Consider the following 16,435-nt stretch of genomic DNA (forward strand, 5'->3'; position numbering starts at 1 on the left):
AGGCCTTGAGGCCGCGCACCGGGCGGAGCTATTCGTGGTCGGCGTGGATGAGGTGCGCGAGGGCGGCGCCCATGCCGAGCACGGCGACGGGCAGGCAAGCAACGGCGGTGGTGATCCACCACGGCGCGGAGGTGACTCCGGCGGCGGTGAGCAGGTGGTAGGCGACCTGTCCGGCCGCACCGAAGATCAGCGACCCGATGGCGGACCAGCGGGCGAACCGGCGGACCGACGTGCCGTAGGCGCTGGACAGCCACACCGCGAGGGCGTACGCGGCGTAGGTCTCCACGCCGATCGGGAGCGTGATCGCGGTGTTGATGCTGAACCCGTCGGCGATGCCGGGCAGCGGGTGGATGACGCCGAACCCGGTCAGTTCGCCGAGGCCGACCCACCCGGACCAGATGGCCACGAACGCGGGCAGCGCCAGCACCCACACCGGCCACGAGCGCGGCTTGCGCCGGATCGGCTTCTCGGCCGGCGGCGCGGTCGGGAGGACCGGCGGGGTGATGTTGGTGTCCGGGTGTCCGTCACCCGTGGCCAGCGGCGGCGCCTCGACCGCGTCGGCGACCGGCCCCGCCTCGATCGCCGGAGCGGACTCGGGGGTGTCGGTGTCCGGCTCCAGGTCCGGCACGACGTGCAGCGTGCGCGGCGCGGGAGCCTCGGCGCGTTCCTCGGTGAGCGCCTCGCGGACGGCGTTGGCCTTCGGCGCGCCGATCCGGAACTCCTTCATCAGCACGTTCCGGGAGGGGATCTCGCCGAGCTTGTCGGCGAGGGTGCGGGCCTGCGGCATCAGCGCTTCGACCGGGGCCGGGTAGGCGCTGGAGGCGGTAGCGGTGGTCATCGGTGCTGCTCCTTCGAGTTGGCGACTCACGCAGCCGGACGCTGCGCGTTGAAACGGCGGCAGTACCAGGCCAGCGACTCGCGAACGACCATGTCGCGGGCGTTGCGCAGGCGCTGGGCCTCCAGGTCGTCAACCCGGCCGTGACCGGCCAGGATCGACACCTGCACGTCGAGCAGGTCCATCTCCGCCTCGATCAGCGGCCACTCGTCTTCGATCGCGGCCAGCTCGGCGGGGGTCGGGTCGTCACGTTCGTAGATCACGGTCTCTCCTATGCGATCGGAAATGACTGCCTGCGATCACTCACTAGCAGCTCTACTGCGAAGGTAGTCGCAGTGTTTCTGCGAGTCAAGAATTTCTGCGAGTGGCAGTGTGACTGCGAGTCTGGCAAGCTGAGTGCGACTACTACGAGAGGCAGCAATGAGCAGGGGATTCGCACTCGTCGTCCACTTCCACCTCCACGACGAAAAAGCCGCGGAGGGGTTCGATGAACTGGTGTCGCGGACGACGCCCGAGATCGAGCGGCACGAGCCGGACACGCTGGCGTATGTGGTGCACACCGTGCCGGACCAGCCATTGACACGCGTGTTCTACGAGCTGTACGCCGACCGCGCAGCGTTCGACTTCCACGAGCAGCAGCCGCACACCAAGCACTTCCTGGCCGAGCGGGTGCAGTACACGAGCGGTCTCGACGTCACGTTCATGCAGGCCGAATCCGGAAAGGGGCCGACGCGTCAGTGATCACCGAGGAGCAACGCGCGTTCGGAGCGCTGGTCGCCGACCTGCGCAAACAGCGCGGCATGACCCAGGGCGAGCTAGCCGCCGAACTCGGACGTACATCGAGCTGGCTCTCGCAGGTGGAACGGGGAGTGCAGCCGGTCGCAAGGCTGGACGTGCTCCGCCGCCTGGCCGACGGCCTCGGCGTGTCTGTCCAGGCTCTGCAACCGGACTCGCCCATCGCGCCGGAGACTCCGGTTCGTGATGAGGCCGTGTCCCCGTCCAACGATCTGGATCAGGCTCGGCTCGTCATCTCCGGGCATCCGGTGCCGGAGGTCCTGCTCGCCGGGGAATCCGTTGCCGCGCCGGTGAGCCTGGCCGAGCTGCGTGCCGCCGTTGACGAGATCTGGGCTTTGACGCACGCGAACCAGTTCGCGGAGCTGAGTGCTTCCATCGGTCCGCTGGTCCCGCGGTTGGAGCGGGCGGCCCGTACGGCACCGGACGACGAACGGCCGGCGCTCTGGTCGCTGCTCAGTCGCACCTACCAGGCGCTGTCGGCGGCGTTCGTGCGGCAGGACGAGCCGGACGCGGCATGGATCGCGGCGGACCGGGCGATCAACGCTGCCGAGCGATCCGGTGAGGCGCTGCACGTGTTCGCGGGTGTGTTTCGGCTCGCGCAGGCGTTCGTCCGCCTCAAGCGCGTCGATCAGGCCGAGCACGCGGCAACAACCGCCGTGAACGCGCTGCACCAGCACACGCCGGACGACGCCGATGCGGCCGAGGCGCTTTCGGTGATGGGGTCGCTGCATCTCGTGCTGGCGCTCGTGCACGCACGGGCCGGGAACCGTGCTGAGGCGCGGCGCGAGATCGACCGTGCGCGGCAGGTGGCGCTCCGCCTGGGGAGCGACCGGAACGACTTCAACCTTGAGTTCGGTCCTACGAACGTGGAGATCCAGGCCGTCTCCATCGCCGTCGAACTCGGGGACGCTGGCGAAGCGATCGACATCGGGCAGCAGATCGATGCCGAAGCGCTGTCCATCGAACGGCGCGCCCGCCTGGCCCTGGACATGGGACGCGCCTACGCCCAACGCAGACAAACCGGCGAAGCGCTCGCCTGCCTACTACAGGCCGAAGAACTCGCCCCCGAACTGATCCACACGCACGTAGCAGCACGGAGCGCCATCAGGGAACTGATCCTGATCGCCGGTCGCGCGACGTCACCGGAGCTGAGGGCGCTTGCCGAGCGCGCCGACGCTCAGCCCTAGGAGGTGAGGTCCGAGTGATTCGGCCGGAAGTCCGTGAGTTCATCAGCCTCGGAAGACTGCCATCGGAAGATCTTGAGCCTGATGACGTTCTAGAGGTGCTTGTCAGGCGCGCCGGAGAACTTCTGGACCGTATTGAGCGCCCCGTGACGGACGAGGAGGCGCTCGCATTGGCCGAGTGTTTCGGTGACGACGAGTGTTTCGGGTTAGCCCACACCCTGCGCCACACCATCGAGACTGCTCCGGTTGAGGGATCGGAGGGTGTGCGGCGGTGGCGTGAACGAGCGTTCGGGATCTTCGAATGACGCCCATCGGCGGCCGGATGCTGATCGGTGAGCAGCGCGGCCTGCGGCAGGCAACGATGTTGCCGGTGGGTAGGTCAGTGGTCGGGACCAGGGTTCCAGGACGATCTTGCCGGTGATCTTCGGCGCTCCGGCGGCCGCGTCGTCGCTGGCGGACCTGGCGAGGCAGGATCAGGAGCGTCGGGACGAGATGCTGCGATCGTTGTCGGCGGCGCGTCTGACTGCTAGCAAGAGATCCGAGCAGGTCGGATTTCACGGTGTCGCGTCAAGGGTGTGCCAACCGGCGACTCGGATTCGGCGTTTGTCCAGCTAGAGGCATGTGTGGCGCGCGGACTGTAAATCCGTCGCGAAAGCTACAGAGGTTCGAATCCTCTACCCGCCACTGGCAGGACAGATCGGCCCCGGACCAGGGAAAACTCTGGTCCGGGGCCGATCTCGTTGGTCCACTGGGTCTCACCCGGTGCCGCTCGATCTCACCCGTCACGGCAAATACGCGGCAAAGCTTCGCCACGCACTGGTCCCCGGCGTCGCCGCCCGGCGCGTGAAGCGGCGGAACGGTCTGCCGGCCTGACGACTAAGGAACGGTGTAGCCGTCCACTGGCGCCGGGTCGCCCGCAGGTCGTGGATCGGCCGCCGTCCAGGGCTGCCAACCCTGATACGGGGGGCGGCTGGCCGGTCGCAGGAACCGCTCGCTGCGCGGGTCGGCCAGCCCGGCGAACCCGCCGAGGGTCGCCGTGATGCCGGCCACGACGGTCACGAGCATCAGCGTGCCGATCAGCTCGAGGTCGCTGTCGAGGAAGGAGCTGTCGCGCACGCCGACGGCGGTGGTGCGGGTGGCCCAGTACAGGGACAACACCTGCAGGAGCAGCAGCAGCACGCCAGCGATTCGGGCGATGTGCGCCCCGTTCGGCCAGCCGCGCCCGGCGACCCACGCCGCGAAGCACGCGCCGGCGGCCGCGACAGGGATCGCGCCGGCGCCGGCCAGCAAGATGAGGCCGACAGCGTTGGCGAAGTACACCAGGAGGCCGTCCATGACACGGTCGCCGATGATGAAGACGGGCCCGACAAGACCGAGCACGCCGCCCACCGCGAACCGTGGTACCGCCGCCCGCAACGGTGCCGGCGGCCCGGTCCGGCCCGCCTGCTCGATGCCGGCCTGGTCGGTGCCGGTCGACGCGAACGCCTGGCGGGCGGCCGGGACGCCGAGGCTGACCGCCGCCCCGGCCAGGCCGATCATGGCCACCAGCACGCCGAGCACACCGACCCACGCCGGTAGGCCGATCCGCACGACGAAGTCCCACCTGCCCAGCAGGCGCCCGCGATTGGCGTACAGCACCAGGGTCACGACGGACCCGACGCCGCACAGCCACACCAGCGCGGCGCGCCCGGCGTCCCGGCCCGCCAGCACCAGCCCCGCGCACACCAGCAACCCCGCCACCAGCAGGGTCGCCGGCAGCATGGCCTCGAGCACCGCGGCGGTGAACAGGGCCTCGCGCGCGTCGGCGGGGAGGGGGTTGAAGTCCTGGAGGAGCACGTGAGTGTGCCGGACTCCGATGTAGGTGCCGTAGAGCAGGACCGCCAGGCCGAGGACGGCGACCCCCACCGCGGTCAGCCCGAGGGCGACGGGGGCGCGCGATGTCTGGGACATCCGCGCACGGTACGACCCGCGAGAGGCGCGGCCGCTGAGGTCGCACCCCAGAAGCCCAAAATTGTCGTACACCCGTTCTAAGATGTACCCATGAATGAGCGGCAGTGGTGGAACGGGCGGTGGTCCCGGCTGGTGCGCCGGGACGTCTTCGTGCGCAACGCGGCCGACGGCCGGTGGCAGGTGGAGCTCCGACGCGGAGGACCCGACGGGCGGCTGCGGGTGCGGACGTTCGACTCCGAAGGAGCCGCGGTCGACTGGGTCCGCTCGGCGGTCCTGGATCCCGCCGAGGACTGGCGCGAGATGCGGCACGCCAAGGTCCTGTCCGTCAGTAAGCGCAAGAGGGTCAAGTCCGACTCCTCAAGTCGCGGAAAAGTTGCGCCGAATCTGGATCGGGCGGGTTGATATAGCCGTACCTCCACTGCCGGAATCGGCCGAAAGGTCGATTCTTCCGCGCGGACGCGTCATCCTGGGCTGCGCACTGTTGGTTCTACCGTTAGCTGTGGCACGATCGTGGGTATCCAAGCCACACCTGGTGTCACTGTGATCGCATGGGAGCGACAGATGCGTGAGACGACGCTCGGCCTGTGGATGGTTCGTCTGGCGGTCACGATCGGAGCTGGGGCTGTGGCCCTTGGTTTATCGACGACGGCCGCGCAAGCCAGCGTCAGCAATCACGCCAGCGGACTCACCTCATTGCCCGGATCGGTGCAGATGGTCAGCTCGGTGGACGCCGTCAAGGCGCAGCCTGAGCCCATCTTCGTCACCGAGGACTTCGACTGGGGTTAGGCCGGCCCGATCACTCCCTGCGCGGCGGGCGTGTTGACGTGGGCTGCGGCTCGCCGCGATTGGGGAATGGGTGCCAGCTCCGAAGGCTCCGGTCAGCCGACCTGACAGCTACTCCTGGCTGATCACAGCGCCTCTGCTGTTACTGGGTGCTCTGCTCTCTCTGCCACCACTGCTTGCGCCGCATCCGCGGCCGTTCGACCACCACCTCGAATACGCTCCGGTCCTGCTGCTGCTCTCCCTGGCCGCCACGCACATGGTGCTGCGGTTCGACGTGCGGCGGCAGGGCCTGAACATCCGCATGAACGACGTCCCGGTGCTCCTGGCGTTGTTCTACCTCTCGCCGCTGATGACCATCGCGGTGCGCCTCATCGCGGGCCTGATCTGGAACATCTTCAGCGGCAAACTCGGCCCGCACAAAGCCGCCTTCAGCGCCGCCGGTCATATCGCGGGTGTGGCGACGGCCAATCTCATCGTGTTCGAGCTGGGCATCGGCAAGGCGGGTTCGCCCGGCACATGGCTGGTGCTCGGCATTGCGGTGCTCGCCGGCAACCTCGTGTCGTGGGCGGCAATCGCCGGCGTCATGGTCCTGTTGCAGGGCGTGGCGCACCTCCCGCAGTTCCTGCGCTCCTCGGTGCCGGGCTTCGCGGTCATCGGCGTCAACATCGTCCTCGGCCTCGTCATGCTGCTGACGCTGCAGGCGAGCACCTGGGGGAGCCTCCTGCTGGTCGTCATGGCAGCGGTGCTCGGCATGCTGTACCGCTCCTATTCGCAGTTCTTCCGCCAGCACCGCAATCTCACCGAGATGTACGCGCTGACCCGCGACATCGCCGCCACCAACCACGACGGCACCCTGCCGGACGTGCTGCTCGTGCGGGTCCGGGCGCTGCTCGCGGCCGACTCGGCCACCCTCTGGCTACCCGCGCAGGGCCGGCACCCCGAGGTGCTGCTCTCCGCCCGGTTCGACTACCGCGGCCTGCTCGACAACGCGCCCACCCCGGACCTGTTCCGTCAGCAGGCGATGCGCACCGGCAAGACCGTCGCCGCCGGACCCAAGATCGGTGAGCCGGAGCTCCGCTCGGCGCTGCAGCAGGCCGACGTTAAGGACGTCATCGTGGTGCCGCTGCGCTCCAGCGGCGTGCCGATCGGCACGCTCGAGGTCGCGGGCCGGCTCGGCGCGGGCACCGCGTTCGGCAAGGAGGACGTGCAGCTGCTCGAGACGCTGTCGGCACACGCCGGCATCGCGGTCGAGAACAGCCGGCTCGTCGACCGCCTCCAGTTCGACGCCAATCACGACGTGCTGACCGGCCTCGCCAACCGGCGCAGGATGCTCGAAGCACTCGGCGAGGCGATGACCGGCCGCGGCCCGCGCGAGGTCGTCGCGGTCCTGCTGTTCGACGTCGTCGTATTGCGCCAGGTCAACGAGTCGCTCGGGCACGACGCCGGCGACGAGGTCCTCGTCCAGGTCGCCCGGCGGCTGCGTGACCTGGCGCCGCAGGGAGCCCTGGTCGCGCGGGTCGGCGGCGACGAGTTCGCCGTCGAGCTGCGCACCGTCAGTGCCGAGGCGGCCGTGGCCGTCGCGGACACGCTGCGGGCCGGCCTGCGCGACCGCATGACCATCGACGCCCTGACGGTCGACGTCGACACCAATGTCGGCGTGTCGATCTACCCGGACCACGGCACCGAGCCCGAGGCGCTGCTCCAGCAGGCCGCCGTGGCCACCTCCGTGGCGAAGTCCCGCGGGATCGTCCAGCTGTTCAACGCGGGCCTGCAGTCACGTTCCGTCCGCCGCGTCGGGCTCGCCGCCGACCTCGAAGCCGCGCTCAACACCGGCGAGCTCGAGGTGTACTTCCAGCCCAAGGTCGCCCTCAAGGACCGCCGGCTCGTCGGCGTCGAGTGCCTGGCGCGCTGGGAGCATCCCGTGCACGGCCAGGTCGCCCCGCCGGACTTCGTCTCGGTCGCCGAGCACACCGGCCAGCTCACCCGGCTCAACGGCGTGGTGCTCCGCGAAGGCATCCGCAGGGCCCGCGAATGGTCCGACGCCGGCCGTTCGCTCACCGTCGCGGTCAACATCTCGGCCCGCACACTCAACGACGCCGACTTCCCGCTGCAGGTGTCGGAGCTGCTCGAGGAGCACGGCGTGCCGGCCGACCGGATCATCCTGGAGCTCTCCGAGGAGGAGCTGGGCGGCAGCGGCCGCAGCATCCCCGTCCTCAGGCGCCTGCGTGACCTCGGCGTCCAGCTCTCCGTCGACGACTTCGGCGCCGGCCGCTCCTCGTTCGCCGACCTCAGCCGCTTCCCCGTCCAAGAGGTCAAGATCGACCGCACCTTCGTCCAGGGCATGGCCACCGGCGCCAGCGATCTCGCGATCGTGCGCACCGTCGTCGACATGGCCCGGCACTTCGGCCTCGCCGTCGTCGCCGAGGGCGTTGAGAGCGAGCTCACACTGGGCCTGCTCGAGGACATGCACTGCGACATGGGCCAGGGCTTCCTGTTCAGCCGCGCGCTGCCATACGAGCGCTTCGAGTCCTGGCTCCAGGTCCAGGCCGACGCCGACCCCACAGCCGCCCCCGCCGTCGAGGTCCGCTGGCTGCGCGCCGTGCCGTAAAGCCGCTCCAGGCTGCGTTTTCCTGCTCCGGTCCGCGGTGGGCACGCTCCGTCGCTCCCGTCAGCCACCGGGCCGGGGCCCAGCTTCGCTGGCCCTGGCCCTGCCACCTCCGCGGACACTTGCGCAGCCGCGACCTCCGGCCGCGAAGAGCCGCGACCTCCGGCCGCGAAGAGCCGCGACCTCCGGCCGCGAAGAGCCGCAGCCGTAGCCGGCAGCGACGCGACCTGCCGGCCGCGACAACCCCACAACCGCGACATGGGGGAAGCCACTCCGCTGCCGCTCGCTGTCGTGCCTGCCACTCGCCGCGCCCGCCGCCGCAGCCCTGCCGTGCCTCTGCGCCTGCCGTGCCTCTGTGCCTGCGGTGCCTCGGTGCCTCCGGTGCTGCCGTCTCGGCCACTCGCCGCGCCCGCGGTGCCCCACACCGCGGCCCACGATCGAAGTCGCACTCCAGCCGCCCGGACGGCTGTCCAGTCACCCCGCCTCGTACGAATCTCCGGATCCGCACGTCCTGACCAAGGGCGCGCCAATCGAAGTCGTCCCGCGGTCATCCAGAGCGACCAACAGCCGCTCCCACATCCACGACCGCCACACCCACTTGATCGAAGGCGCGTCCGGGCCGCGCGGACGACCAGATCCCTTCTTCGATCACCCCGAGGTCGGGAACGGGGTCAAGAAACGAAGCCGGCACCCCATGCAGAGAAGGCCCGACCCTCGGGGCCACCCGCGGAGCAGGACCGCGAGAACCCGTGCCGGCACACCGAAGCAGGCCTCACAAGCTGCGCGGACACCAGTTCGGGGAAGTCGATTTCGTGCCACGGCGAGGGCCGTGTACGCTTAGCGAGCGCATGTGCGGGATCGCACGTGATGCGCCCCCTTAGCTCAGTCGGCAGAGCGTCTCCATGGTAAGGAGAAGGTCTACGGTTCGATTCCGTAAGGGGGCTCGAGAGACCGGGCTTGAGTCATCGAGTCCGCCGCGGCGGTGTAGCTCAGATGGTAGAGCAAGCGGCTCATAATCGCTGTGTCGCCGGTTCAAGTCCGGCCACCGCTACAGACGCACCACAGAGGTCGCCGATTCGGCGACTGCCAGTGTGAGCCGCTATGCTCGTTCGCTGGACCTGAACCCCGCTCTGAAGGAAGGCACTTCGCCATGGCCAAGGCGACCGACGTTCGTCCGAAGATCACGCTGGCATGCACGGAGTGTAAAGAGCGGAACTACATCACGAAGAAGAACCGCCGCAACGACCCGGACCGCATCGAGCTGAAGAAGTTCTGCCCCCGGGACGGCAAGCACACCGTGCACCGCGAGACGCGGTAACCGCACCCACAGCTGACGACGAAGCCCCGGCCCAGCGGCCGGGGCTTCGGCATGCGGCGGTAAGTTGCTCATCATGCCGTTGGATCAGTCGTTCATGGGTCGGGTGTATCCGCCGACCCCGCCCTATGAGGTCGGCCGGGAGAAGATCCGGGAGTTCGCCGACGCGGTCAGCGCCAGTGATCCCGTGCACCGGGACCTCGCCGAGGCGCGCGCCAAGGGCTACAAGGACGTGATCGCCCCGCCGACGTTCGCGATCATCCTGAGTCAGAACGCCGGGCAGCAGCTGGTCGAGGACCAGTCGTTCGGGCTGGACTACAGCCGGGTGGTGCACGGCGGGCAGACGTTCCGCTACGTGCGGCCGATCGTCGCCGGCGACCACCTGGTCACCGTGATGGCGGTGGAGGAGATCAGCAGCCGCGCCGGGCACGCGTTCCTGACGACGCGGCACGAGGTGTCGACCGTCGAAGGTGAGCTCGTCGTGACGATCTGGACCCGGCTCGTGGTCCGTGGGGAGGGCTGACATGCAGGTCGGCACCGTGTTCCCGCCGCAGACGTTCCAGGTGACCCGCGCCGATCTGGTGCGGTATGCGGGAGCGTCCGGCGACTTCAACCCGATCCACTGGAGCGACCGCGTCGCGACGTCGGTCGGTCTGCCGGGTGTCATTGCGCACGGCATGCTGACGATGGCCCTGGCGGGGCAGGCGGTTGCCTGTTGGGTGGGTGGCACCGCGGCGATCGTCGAGTACTCCACCAGGTTCGCCAATCCGGTCGTGGTGCCGGACGACGACAAAGGCACCGAGATCGTGGTGAGCGGGGTCGTGAAGCGGGTAGGCGAAGACGGTGTCACGCAGATCGACATCACCGCCACGTGTAACGGCGACAAGATTCTCGGCGCCGCAAAAGCCCTGGTCAGGGCGTAAGGCGCGACCCGGTGGAGGGGGGTGGTTGGGATATCCCACCCGAACCCGTACACTGGTCGCCCGTGGGGTGAGCAACCTCTCGGCGCCCTCTGAAGGGGGTTCCGGGAGGCGCGATCACCACGAAGGGGTGTGGCTCAATTGGCAGAGCAGCGGTCTCCAAAACCGCAGGTTGCAGGTTCAAGTCCTGTCACCCCTGCGCCGAAGGCCTGACCTGGGTCTGGGGTGCCCGATCCGCCGATCGGGTCGCAACCTCCAGCGGTCACGGGTTGGTCCCGCCGAGTGCCGCCGGCTTCTCGCCGGTGGCCTGGTAGGGCGGATCCGCGGGCCACTCATCGGACCGAGCACTCGCGAGATCACGGAAGAGGGCGAAAGTGGCCGAACGCAGGCGACGCGGGACCGACCCCGCCGACGATCGCCGTGACGAGGAGCTCACCGCCGAGGACGCGGCCATCGAGGAAGAGTTCGCCGACGAGCTCGATGAGCTCGACGACGACCTCGACGGTGACGTGGACACCGATGACGACGAGGACGAGGACGAGGACGGCAAGCCGGTCCTGACGAAGTCCAAGGACGCGAAGTCGAAGTCCAAGGACGTCAAGGACGCGGACAAGAAGAAGACCAAGGTCAAAGAGGGTAGCTCGAACAACATCTTCGCGCGGCTCATCAACTTCGTCCGCGAGGTTGTGGCCGAGCTGCGTAAGGTGATCTGGCCGACCCGCAAGGAGCTGACCACCTACACGGTCGTCGTCGTCGTGTTCGTGATCGTGATGCTTTCGATCGTGGGCGGCCTCGACTACCTGTTCGCCAAGGGCGTCCTCTGGGCCTTCGGCAACAAAGCGGAGTAGTCCACAGCGGACCGGCCGCAGACGCGAAGACTTGACAGACGGAAGTGAGCAGCGTGCAGGAATTCGACGAGACCGCCGGGACCGACGACGAGCAGCGCGAAGAAACGTCGACGGTGATGACGGCCGCCACGCCGAGCACGGCCCCCGAGCCGGCGGCGACGGCGACCGACGTCGAGGACCCCGTCGCCGAGCTGCGTGCCGCACTGCGCTTCGCGCCGGGTGACTGGTATGTGGTGCACTCCTACGCCGGCTACGAGAACAAGGTCAAGACGAATCTCGAGACCCGTATCACGAGCCTCGACATGGAAGAGTTCATCTACCAGGTCGAGGTCCCGACTCGTGAAGAGGTCGAGATCAAGAACGGCAAGCGCACCCAGGTGCAGAACAAGGTCTTCCCCGGCTACATCCTCGTGCGGATGGAGCTGACGGCGGAGTCCTACTCGTGTGTGCGCAACACGCCGGGCGTGACCGGCTTCGTCGGCGCGACCGACCGGGCGGACCGCCCGGCCCCGCTGTCGCTGGACGAGGTCCTCAAGTGGCTCGCGCCGGTGGTGCAGCAGGAGGGCAAGAAGGCCGGCAAGCCCGAGGTCAAGGTGCTCGACTTCGAGGTCGGCGACTCCGTCACCGTCACCGACGGCGCCTTCGCCTCGCTGCAGGCGACCATCAGCGAGATCAACGCCGACCAGCAGAAGCTCAAGGTGCTCGTCTCGATCTTCGGTCGCGAGACCCCGGTGGAGCTCAACTTCAACCAGGTCACGAAGATCTAATTCACCTGCGGTACGCTTGAGCGTCCGGCCAAGTGCCGGGCGCTCAGTCGTGCGCAGCGGCAATATGCCACCCCGGGCATCGACATGCCCGGGCAGCACGAATCATTCCAGCCCAGGAAGACGAAAGCAGCCATGCCTCCGAAGAAGAAGCTCGTCAAGACCTTCACGCTTCAGTTGCCGGGCGGCCAGGCCACTCCGGCGCCGCCGGTCGGCCCCGCGCTCGGTCAGCACGGTGTGAACATCATGGAGTTCGTCAAGGCGTACAACGCCCAGACGGAGTCCCAGCGCGGCGACATCATCCCCGCGCAGATCAGCGTCTACGAGGACCGGACGTTCACGTTCATCCTCAAGACCCCGCCCGCCGCCCGTCTGCTGCTCAAGGCCGCCGGCGTGCCGAAGGGCTCCGGCGTCCCGCAGAAGGACAAGGTGGGCTCGATCACCAAGGCCCAGCTGCGTGAGGTCGCCGAGAAGAAGATGTCGGACCTGAACGCCAACGACATCGAGCAGGCCGAGAAGATCATCGCCGGCACCGCCCGTTCCATGGGCATCGTCGTCAAGGACTGACAAACCCCGATCACACGTGGGAGGGCGTCCAAGCGAGGCGCCCGCACGATCACCACAGGAGTAAAGCGACATGTCGCAGCACGGCAAGAACTACCGCAAGGTCTCGGACCTTGTCGACCGCAACGCGCTGTACAGCCCCATCGCCGCGGTGAAGCTGGCGAAGCAGACCACCACCGTCAAGTTCGACCCCACCGTCGAGGTGGCCATGCGGCTGGGTGTCGACCCCCGCAAGGCCGACCAGATGGTCCGTGGCACGGTCAACCTGCCGCACGGCACCGGTAAGACCGCCCGCGTCATCGTCTTCGCGCAGGGCGCGAAGGCCGCCGAGGCCGAGGCCGCCGGCGCCGACGCGGTGGGCACGGACGAGCTCGTCGCCCGGATCCAGGAAGGCTGGCTGGACTTCGACGCGGCGATCGCGACCCCCGACCAGATGGCCAAGATCGGCCGGATCGCGCGGATCCTGGGCCCGCGCGGCCTGATGCCGAACCCGAAGACGGGCACGGTCACGATGGACGTCACCAAGGCGGTCAACGAGATCAAGGGTGGCAAGATCACCTACCGCGTCGACAAGCACTCCAACCTGCACCTGATCATCGGCAAGGCGAGCTTCTCCGAGCAGCAGCTGGTGGAGAACTACGCGGCGGTCCTCGACGAGGTCAACCGGGCCAAGCCGAGCGCGGCCAAGGGCAAGTACCTGAAGAAGATCTTCATCACCACCACCATGGGCCCCGGCATCCCGGTCGACCCGAACCGCACGCGCAACCTCCTCGAGGACGACGCGAACGCGGAGCAGTAACCCCAGCGGCACGACGAAGGCGGGCACCCACGAGGGTGCCCGCCTTCGTCTATGAGCGGCTATGTTCGGGGGCGTGCAGCTGCAGGACGTCTCGTTCCGGTACGCCCGCAAGGCCGCGTGGACCCTCCAGCACGTCGACCTGGATCTCGGACCCGGCGAGACCGCGGTCGTGCTCGGCCCCAACGGCTCTGGCAAGTCGACCCTGCTCCAGCTCGCCGCCGGCGTGCTGCGCCCGGCAAGAGGCACCGTGACGGGCCGTGCGGCGATCGTGGGCTGGGTACCGGAGCGGTTCCCCGCCGACCAGCCGTTCACCGCCCGCGCCTACCTGAGCCACATGGCGGCCATCCGCAACGCCGCGGGCCACACCATCGACGAATGGGCCGAGCGGCTCGATTTCACGGGTTTCCTCGATGTACGCCTGAGCCGCCTCTCCAAGGGCTCCGCCCAGAAGGTCGGCCTCGTCCAGGCACTGCTGGACCCGCCGGGGCTGCTGGTGCTGGACGAGCCGTGGGAGGGCCTGGACGCCAGGACCCGCGAGCAGGTGCCGGCCATCGTCGCCGAGGTCGTGGAGCGTGGCGGCTCCGTGCTCATCAGCGACCATCTCGGTGAGGTGTCCCGGCTGCCGCGCGCCCGTCGCTGGCACGTCCGCGACGGGCGGGTGACCGAGGGGGAACGGCCCGCCGCCAGGCGGATCATCGAGCTCGCGGTGCCCCCGGCGCACACGGACCGCGCGGTGGCGAAGCTGCGCGCCGACGGGTTCGACGTCCTCGGTGTCCGGGAGGAGCGATGACGGCCCTGATCAGGATGCGGCTCGCGGGGTTCCTGCAGACCGGCCGGGCCGCCGCCCCGCTCCTGGCCGCGCTGGTCGTCCTCTCCATCCTGTACGGCGGAGGTCAGGCCCAGGCCGGCGAGGCGTACGGGGTGTCGGCCGCCATCCTCTTCGCGGTCCTGGCCTGGCAGACCAAGATCCTGCTGGACGTGGAGCCCGACGTGCAGCGGCGCCTCGGCCGGGTGGCCGTCGGCGCGGCCCGGGAGAGCGCCGCCGGCATCGTCGCGGCGCTGGTCGCCGGCCTGCCCGTCATCCTGGTCGCGCTGGTCCTGCCGTGGCTGGTCGGCGGCGTGACCACGCCGGGCGAGGGCGACCCGCCCTCGCCGAGGGCGTCGCGCTCGGCGTCTGGGCCCACGTGCTGCTGCTCCTGCCCGCGGTCGCCCTCGGCGCCCTGTCCAGCCGCGCGGTGTCGGCGCAGGCGGCCCGGGGCCTGGCGATCCTCGTCGGCGGCGTGGTGGCGGCGATCGTGCTGGGCCTGAAGAGCTCGCCGGCGCCGTGGCTGGCCCCGCCGCTGATGACCGCGGCCCGCGACACCGTCGGCGGCGCGGACCTCGCCGCGGTCCTCGTCACCACCGGCTGGGGCGTCGCATGGGCGGTGCTCGCGACCGCCGGGTACGCCCGGCTGCGCCGCGAACGGCCGTGATTTGGTCACACACGACGTGTCAAGTACAGTTCTGATCGAAACCCGAAGACCGCTGGTCATATCCGCGTGAGCGGATGTCGAAGGCCCTGCGTCAACGCAGGCGACCCGCGCAGGGCCGGACAAGCGCTGCCGACATGATGTCGCTCCGCCCCGTGCGCCCCTGCGCCGGGGCGTTTTTCGTTGCTGCCAGCAGGCCCGAGAGCGTGGCCGGCACCGTAGCAAGAGAGAGGAGGGACATGGCGGACAAGCCGGTTCGAGACGACAAGGCCACCGCAGTCGCGGAGCTTACCGAGAACTTCCGGGGTTCGACGGCCACCGTGCTGACCGAGTACCGCGGCCTGACCGTGGCGCAGCTCAAGACCCTGCGTCGCAACCTGGGCCGCGAGACCACGTACGCCGTCGCGAAGAACACGCTCGCGAAGCGTGCCGCGACGGACGCGGGCATCAGCGGGCTCGACGATTTGTTCACCGGTCCTACCGCGCTCGCTTTCGTCTCCGGCGACCCTGTCGAGGCGGCGAAGAGCCTCCGCGAGTTCGCGAAGGCCCACCCGCTGCTCGTCATCAAGGGCGGCGTTTTCGAGGGCAAGGCCATCAGCGCGGACGAGGTCCGCCGCCTGGCCGACCTGGAGTCCCGCGAGGTGCTGCTGGCCAAGCTGGCCGGCGCGATGAAGGGCACCATGTCCAAGGCCGCAGCGCTGTTCCAGGCGCCGCTGTCGAAGGCTGCCCGCACCGTCCAGGCCCTGGCCGACAAGCGCGAACAGGAATCCGGCAGCGTCCAGGAATCCGGCAGCGCGGCCGAATAGGCCCGTGCTCCACATCACTTTTTCGAAAGGAACGCCAACATGGCGAAGCTGAGCACCACCGAACTCCTGGACGCGTTCAAGGAGATGACCCTGATCGAGCTCTCCGAGTTCGTGAAGGAGTTCGAGACCACCTTCGACGTCACCGCCGCTGTCGCGGTCGCCGCCGGCCCGGCCGGTCCGGCCGCCCCGGTCGAGGAGAAGGAGGAGCAGTCGGAGTTCGACCTCGTCCTCGAGGGTGACGGTGGCAAGAAGATCCAGGTCATCAAGGTCGTGCGCGAGCTGACCGGCCTGGGCCTCAAGGAGGCGAAGGACCTCGTCGAGGCCGCGCCGAAGGCCGTCCTCGAGAAGGTCAACAAGGAGACCGCCGAGAAGGGCAAGGCCAAGCTCGAGGCCGAGGGCGCCAAGGTCGTCCTCAAGTAGTTCTGCGTCGAAGCTGAGGGGGCGGCCGCCGGATTCCGGCGGTCGCCCTTTGCCGTGCGGCGGATGTAAGGACCCAAGATCTAGGGGTGGCCACCACAACACCTTGTGATCGGAGTGCGAGATATCCGTCACGGTTGCCCGACGCGCGTGGGAACCCTTGACGCGATGACCAGCGGGCAGGCACGCTAATCAGGCACTGCCTTTCCGCGGACGCGGCGGCCGGTGGCCCGACAGATGTGCCCCGACCCTTCTTGGGTCTGGTTCAGCGCACATCAACCGGTGAGCCACAGGCCACGACCGACGCGAGCGGCTCGGCCGGTGGAGAAACGATCTTCAAAAAAGATCGTTGAAACATCGTGCACGGGGCCGCTCGACAGC

General features: G+C 68.9%; 21 protein-coding genes and 4 tRNA genes. 22 read left to right on the plus strand and 3 right to left on the minus strand.

The window, feature by feature from the left end; genetic code table 11:
- Positions 1 to 28: 28 nt before the first annotated feature.
- Both OHA72_RS13095 and OHA72_RS13100 read right to left on the minus strand, forming a co-directional pair.
- Entirely contained in the window at positions 29 to 838 is an 810-nt protein-coding gene (locus OHA72_RS13095) for an ABC transporter permease (RefSeq protein ID WP_327008114.1), read from the minus strand.
- A gap of 26 nt (positions 839 to 864) precedes the next feature.
- A complete protein-coding gene (locus OHA72_RS13100; RefSeq protein WP_327008115.1) occupies positions 865 to 1,098 on the minus strand; it encodes a DUF6284 family protein in 234 nt (77 codons plus the stop codon).
- 157 nt (positions 1,099 to 1,255) lie between these two features.
- Here OHA72_RS13100 and OHA72_RS13105 point away from each other — a divergent pair, with 157 nt between their 5' ends.
- The 4 genes from OHA72_RS13105 to OHA72_RS13120 all read left to right on the plus strand — a co-directional run bounded on the left by OHA72_RS13105 (position 1,256) and on the right by OHA72_RS13120 (position 3,498).
- On the plus strand, positions 1,256 to 1,576 hold the full coding sequence (locus OHA72_RS13105) for a putative quinol monooxygenase (protein ID WP_327008116.1): 321 nt from the start codon (positions 1,256 to 1,258) through the stop codon (positions 1,574 to 1,576).
- A complete protein-coding gene (locus OHA72_RS13110; RefSeq protein ID WP_327008117.1) occupies positions 1,573 to 2,817 on the plus strand; it encodes a helix-turn-helix domain-containing protein in 1,245 nt (414 codons plus the stop codon). Before OHA72_RS13105 ends, OHA72_RS13110 begins: the two co-directional genes overlap by 4 nt.
- 14 nt (positions 2,818 to 2,831) lie before the next feature.
- On the plus strand, positions 2,832 to 3,119 hold the full coding sequence (locus tag OHA72_RS13115) for a hypothetical protein (RefSeq protein WP_327008118.1): 288 nt from the start codon (positions 2,832 to 2,834) through the stop codon (positions 3,117 to 3,119).
- Positions 3,120 to 3,412: 293 nt separating this feature from the next.
- Positions 3,413 to 3,498, plus strand: a tRNA-Tyr gene (locus tag OHA72_RS13120).
- Positions 3,499 to 3,690: 192 nt separating this feature from the next.
- Here the strand turns inward: OHA72_RS13120 and OHA72_RS13125 are convergent.
- Positions 3,691 to 4,764: a hypothetical protein gene (locus OHA72_RS13125; RefSeq protein WP_327008119.1), complete on the minus strand. Its 1,074-nt coding sequence runs from the start codon at positions 4,762 to 4,764 to the stop codon at positions 3,691 to 3,693.
- Positions 4,765 to 4,854: 90 nt separating this feature from the next.
- Between OHA72_RS13125 and OHA72_RS13130 the strand changes: the two genes are divergently transcribed.
- The 18 genes from OHA72_RS13130 (at position 4,855) to rplL (ending at position 16,057) form a co-directional block, all read left to right on the plus strand.
- Positions 4,855 to 5,166 (plus strand): hypothetical protein, encoded by a 312-nt coding sequence (locus OHA72_RS13130; RefSeq protein ID WP_327008120.1) that lies wholly within the window; start codon positions 4,855 to 4,857, stop codon positions 5,164 to 5,166.
- A gap of 159 nt (positions 5,167 to 5,325) precedes the next feature.
- Positions 5,326 to 5,550 carry a hypothetical protein gene (locus OHA72_RS13135; RefSeq protein WP_327008121.1) on the plus strand — a complete coding sequence of 75 codons (225 nt, stop codon included), beginning with the start codon at positions 5,326 to 5,328 and terminating at the stop codon, positions 5,548 to 5,550.
- Between the two features lie 70 nt (positions 5,551 to 5,620).
- Positions 5,621 to 8,155: a putative bifunctional diguanylate cyclase/phosphodiesterase gene (locus OHA72_RS13140; protein ID WP_327008122.1), complete on the plus strand. Its 2,535-nt coding sequence runs from the start codon at positions 5,621 to 5,623 to the stop codon at positions 8,153 to 8,155.
- Positions 8,156 to 9,023: 868 nt separating this feature from the next.
- Positions 9,024 to 9,096 (plus strand) — tRNA-Thr (locus OHA72_RS13145).
- A 34-nt stretch (positions 9,097 to 9,130) separates the two neighbouring features.
- Positions 9,131 to 9,203, plus strand: a tRNA-Met gene (locus tag OHA72_RS13150).
- 99 nt (positions 9,204 to 9,302) lie between these two features.
- Positions 9,303 to 9,470 (plus strand): 50S ribosomal protein L33, encoded by a 168-nt coding sequence (gene rpmG, locus OHA72_RS13155; RefSeq protein WP_033357682.1) that lies wholly within the window; start codon positions 9,303 to 9,305, stop codon positions 9,468 to 9,470.
- A 73-nt stretch (positions 9,471 to 9,543) separates the two neighbouring features.
- Positions 9,544 to 9,990: an FAS1-like dehydratase domain-containing protein gene (locus OHA72_RS13160; protein ID WP_327008123.1), complete on the plus strand. Its 447-nt coding sequence runs from the start codon at positions 9,544 to 9,546 to the stop codon at positions 9,988 to 9,990.
- A gap of 1 nt (position 9,991) precedes the next feature.
- The gene (locus OHA72_RS13165) at positions 9,992 to 10,390 is read left to right on the plus strand and encodes a MaoC family dehydratase (protein ID WP_327008124.1); all 399 of its coding nucleotides are present in this window, start codon (positions 9,992 to 9,994) and stop codon (positions 10,388 to 10,390) included.
- Between the two features lie 123 nt (positions 10,391 to 10,513).
- Positions 10,514 to 10,586: transfer RNA gene (locus tag OHA72_RS13170), tRNA-Trp, on the plus strand.
- 175 nt (positions 10,587 to 10,761) lie between these two features.
- A complete protein-coding gene (gene secE, locus OHA72_RS13175; protein ID WP_327008125.1) occupies positions 10,762 to 11,235 on the plus strand; it encodes a preprotein translocase subunit SecE in 474 nt (157 codons plus the stop codon).
- A gap of 116 nt (positions 11,236 to 11,351) precedes the next feature.
- Positions 11,352 to 12,002 (plus strand): transcription termination/antitermination protein NusG, encoded by a 651-nt coding sequence (nusG, locus tag OHA72_RS13180; protein WP_442788716.1) that lies wholly within the window; start codon positions 11,352 to 11,354, stop codon positions 12,000 to 12,002.
- 132 nt (positions 12,003 to 12,134) lie between these two features.
- Entirely contained in the window at positions 12,135 to 12,566 is a 432-nt protein-coding gene (rplK, locus tag OHA72_RS13185) for a 50S ribosomal protein L11 (protein WP_203845065.1), read from the plus strand.
- A gap of 70 nt (positions 12,567 to 12,636) precedes the next feature.
- Complete coding sequence (gene rplA / locus OHA72_RS13190; RefSeq protein ID WP_327008127.1) at positions 12,637 to 13,362, plus strand: 50S ribosomal protein L1; 726 nt, start codon at positions 12,637 to 12,639, stop codon at positions 13,360 to 13,362.
- Between the two features lie 73 nt (positions 13,363 to 13,435).
- Entirely contained in the window at positions 13,436 to 14,152 is a 717-nt protein-coding gene (locus OHA72_RS13195; RefSeq protein ID WP_327008128.1) for an ATP-binding cassette domain-containing protein, read from the plus strand.
- The gene (locus OHA72_RS13200) at positions 14,149 to 14,670 is read left to right on the plus strand and encodes a hypothetical protein (RefSeq protein ID WP_327008129.1); all 522 of its coding nucleotides are present in this window, start codon (positions 14,149 to 14,151) and stop codon (positions 14,668 to 14,670) included. Before OHA72_RS13195 ends, OHA72_RS13200 begins: the two co-directional genes overlap by 4 nt.
- A complete protein-coding gene (locus tag OHA72_RS13205) occupies positions 14,643 to 14,834 on the plus strand; it encodes a hypothetical protein (protein WP_327008130.1) in 192 nt (63 codons plus the stop codon). Before OHA72_RS13200 ends, OHA72_RS13205 begins: the two co-directional genes overlap by 28 nt.
- 236 nt (positions 14,835 to 15,070) lie before the next feature.
- On the plus strand, positions 15,071 to 15,637 hold the full coding sequence (gene rplJ, locus OHA72_RS13210) for a 50S ribosomal protein L10 (RefSeq protein WP_327008131.1): 567 nt from the start codon (positions 15,071 to 15,073) through the stop codon (positions 15,635 to 15,637).
- 39 nt (positions 15,638 to 15,676) lie between these two features.
- Positions 15,677 to 16,057 (plus strand): 50S ribosomal protein L7/L12, encoded by a 381-nt coding sequence (gene rplL, locus OHA72_RS13215; RefSeq protein ID WP_327008132.1) that lies wholly within the window; start codon positions 15,677 to 15,679, stop codon positions 16,055 to 16,057.
- Positions 16,058 to 16,435: the final 378 nt, after the last annotated feature.

It is taken from the genome of Dactylosporangium sp. NBC_01737 (assembly GCF_035963215.1).
Lineage (GTDB): Bacteria > Actinomycetota > Actinomycetes > Mycobacteriales > Micromonosporaceae > Dactylosporangium.

What these genes read in the sequence shown, in the direction of transcription:
- OHA72_RS13095 (WP_327008114.1), bottom strand. Translation starts at nt 838, where the DNA reads ATGACCACCGCTACCGCCTCCAGCGCCTACCCGGCCCCGGTCGAAGCG.
- OHA72_RS13105 (WP_327008116.1), top strand. Translation starts at nt 1,256, where the DNA reads ATGAGCAGGGGATTCGCACTCGTCGTCCACTTCCACCTCCACGACGAA.
- OHA72_RS13125 (WP_327008119.1), bottom strand. Translation starts at nt 4,764, where the DNA reads ATGTCCCAGACATCGCGCGCCCCCGTCGCCCTCGGGCTGACCGCGGTG.
- OHA72_RS13130 (WP_327008120.1), top strand. Translation starts at nt 4,855, where the DNA reads ATGAATGAGCGGCAGTGGTGGAACGGGCGGTGGTCCCGGCTGGTGCGC.
- OHA72_RS13135 (WP_327008121.1), top strand. Translation starts at nt 5,326, where the DNA reads ATGCGTGAGACGACGCTCGGCCTGTGGATGGTTCGTCTGGCGGTCACG.
- rpmG (WP_033357682.1), top strand. Translation starts at nt 9,303, where the DNA reads ATGGCCAAGGCGACCGACGTTCGTCCGAAGATCACGCTGGCATGCACG.
- OHA72_RS13160 (WP_327008123.1), top strand. Translation starts at nt 9,544, where the DNA reads ATGCCGTTGGATCAGTCGTTCATGGGTCGGGTGTATCCGCCGACCCCG.
- OHA72_RS13165 (WP_327008124.1), top strand. Translation starts at nt 9,992, where the DNA reads ATGCAGGTCGGCACCGTGTTCCCGCCGCAGACGTTCCAGGTGACCCGC.
- nusG (WP_442788716.1), top strand. Translation starts at nt 11,352, where the DNA reads ATGACGGCCGCCACGCCGAGCACGGCCCCCGAGCCGGCGGCGACGGCG.
- rplK (WP_203845065.1), top strand. Translation starts at nt 12,135, where the DNA reads ATGCCTCCGAAGAAGAAGCTCGTCAAGACCTTCACGCTTCAGTTGCCG.
- rplA (WP_327008127.1), top strand. Translation starts at nt 12,637, where the DNA reads ATGTCGCAGCACGGCAAGAACTACCGCAAGGTCTCGGACCTTGTCGAC.
- OHA72_RS13200 (WP_327008129.1), top strand. Translation starts at nt 14,149, where the DNA reads ATGACGGCCCTGATCAGGATGCGGCTCGCGGGGTTCCTGCAGACCGGC.
- rplJ (WP_327008131.1), top strand. Translation starts at nt 15,071, where the DNA reads ATGGCGGACAAGCCGGTTCGAGACGACAAGGCCACCGCAGTCGCGGAG.
- rplL (WP_327008132.1), top strand. Translation starts at nt 15,677, where the DNA reads ATGGCGAAGCTGAGCACCACCGAACTCCTGGACGCGTTCAAGGAGATG.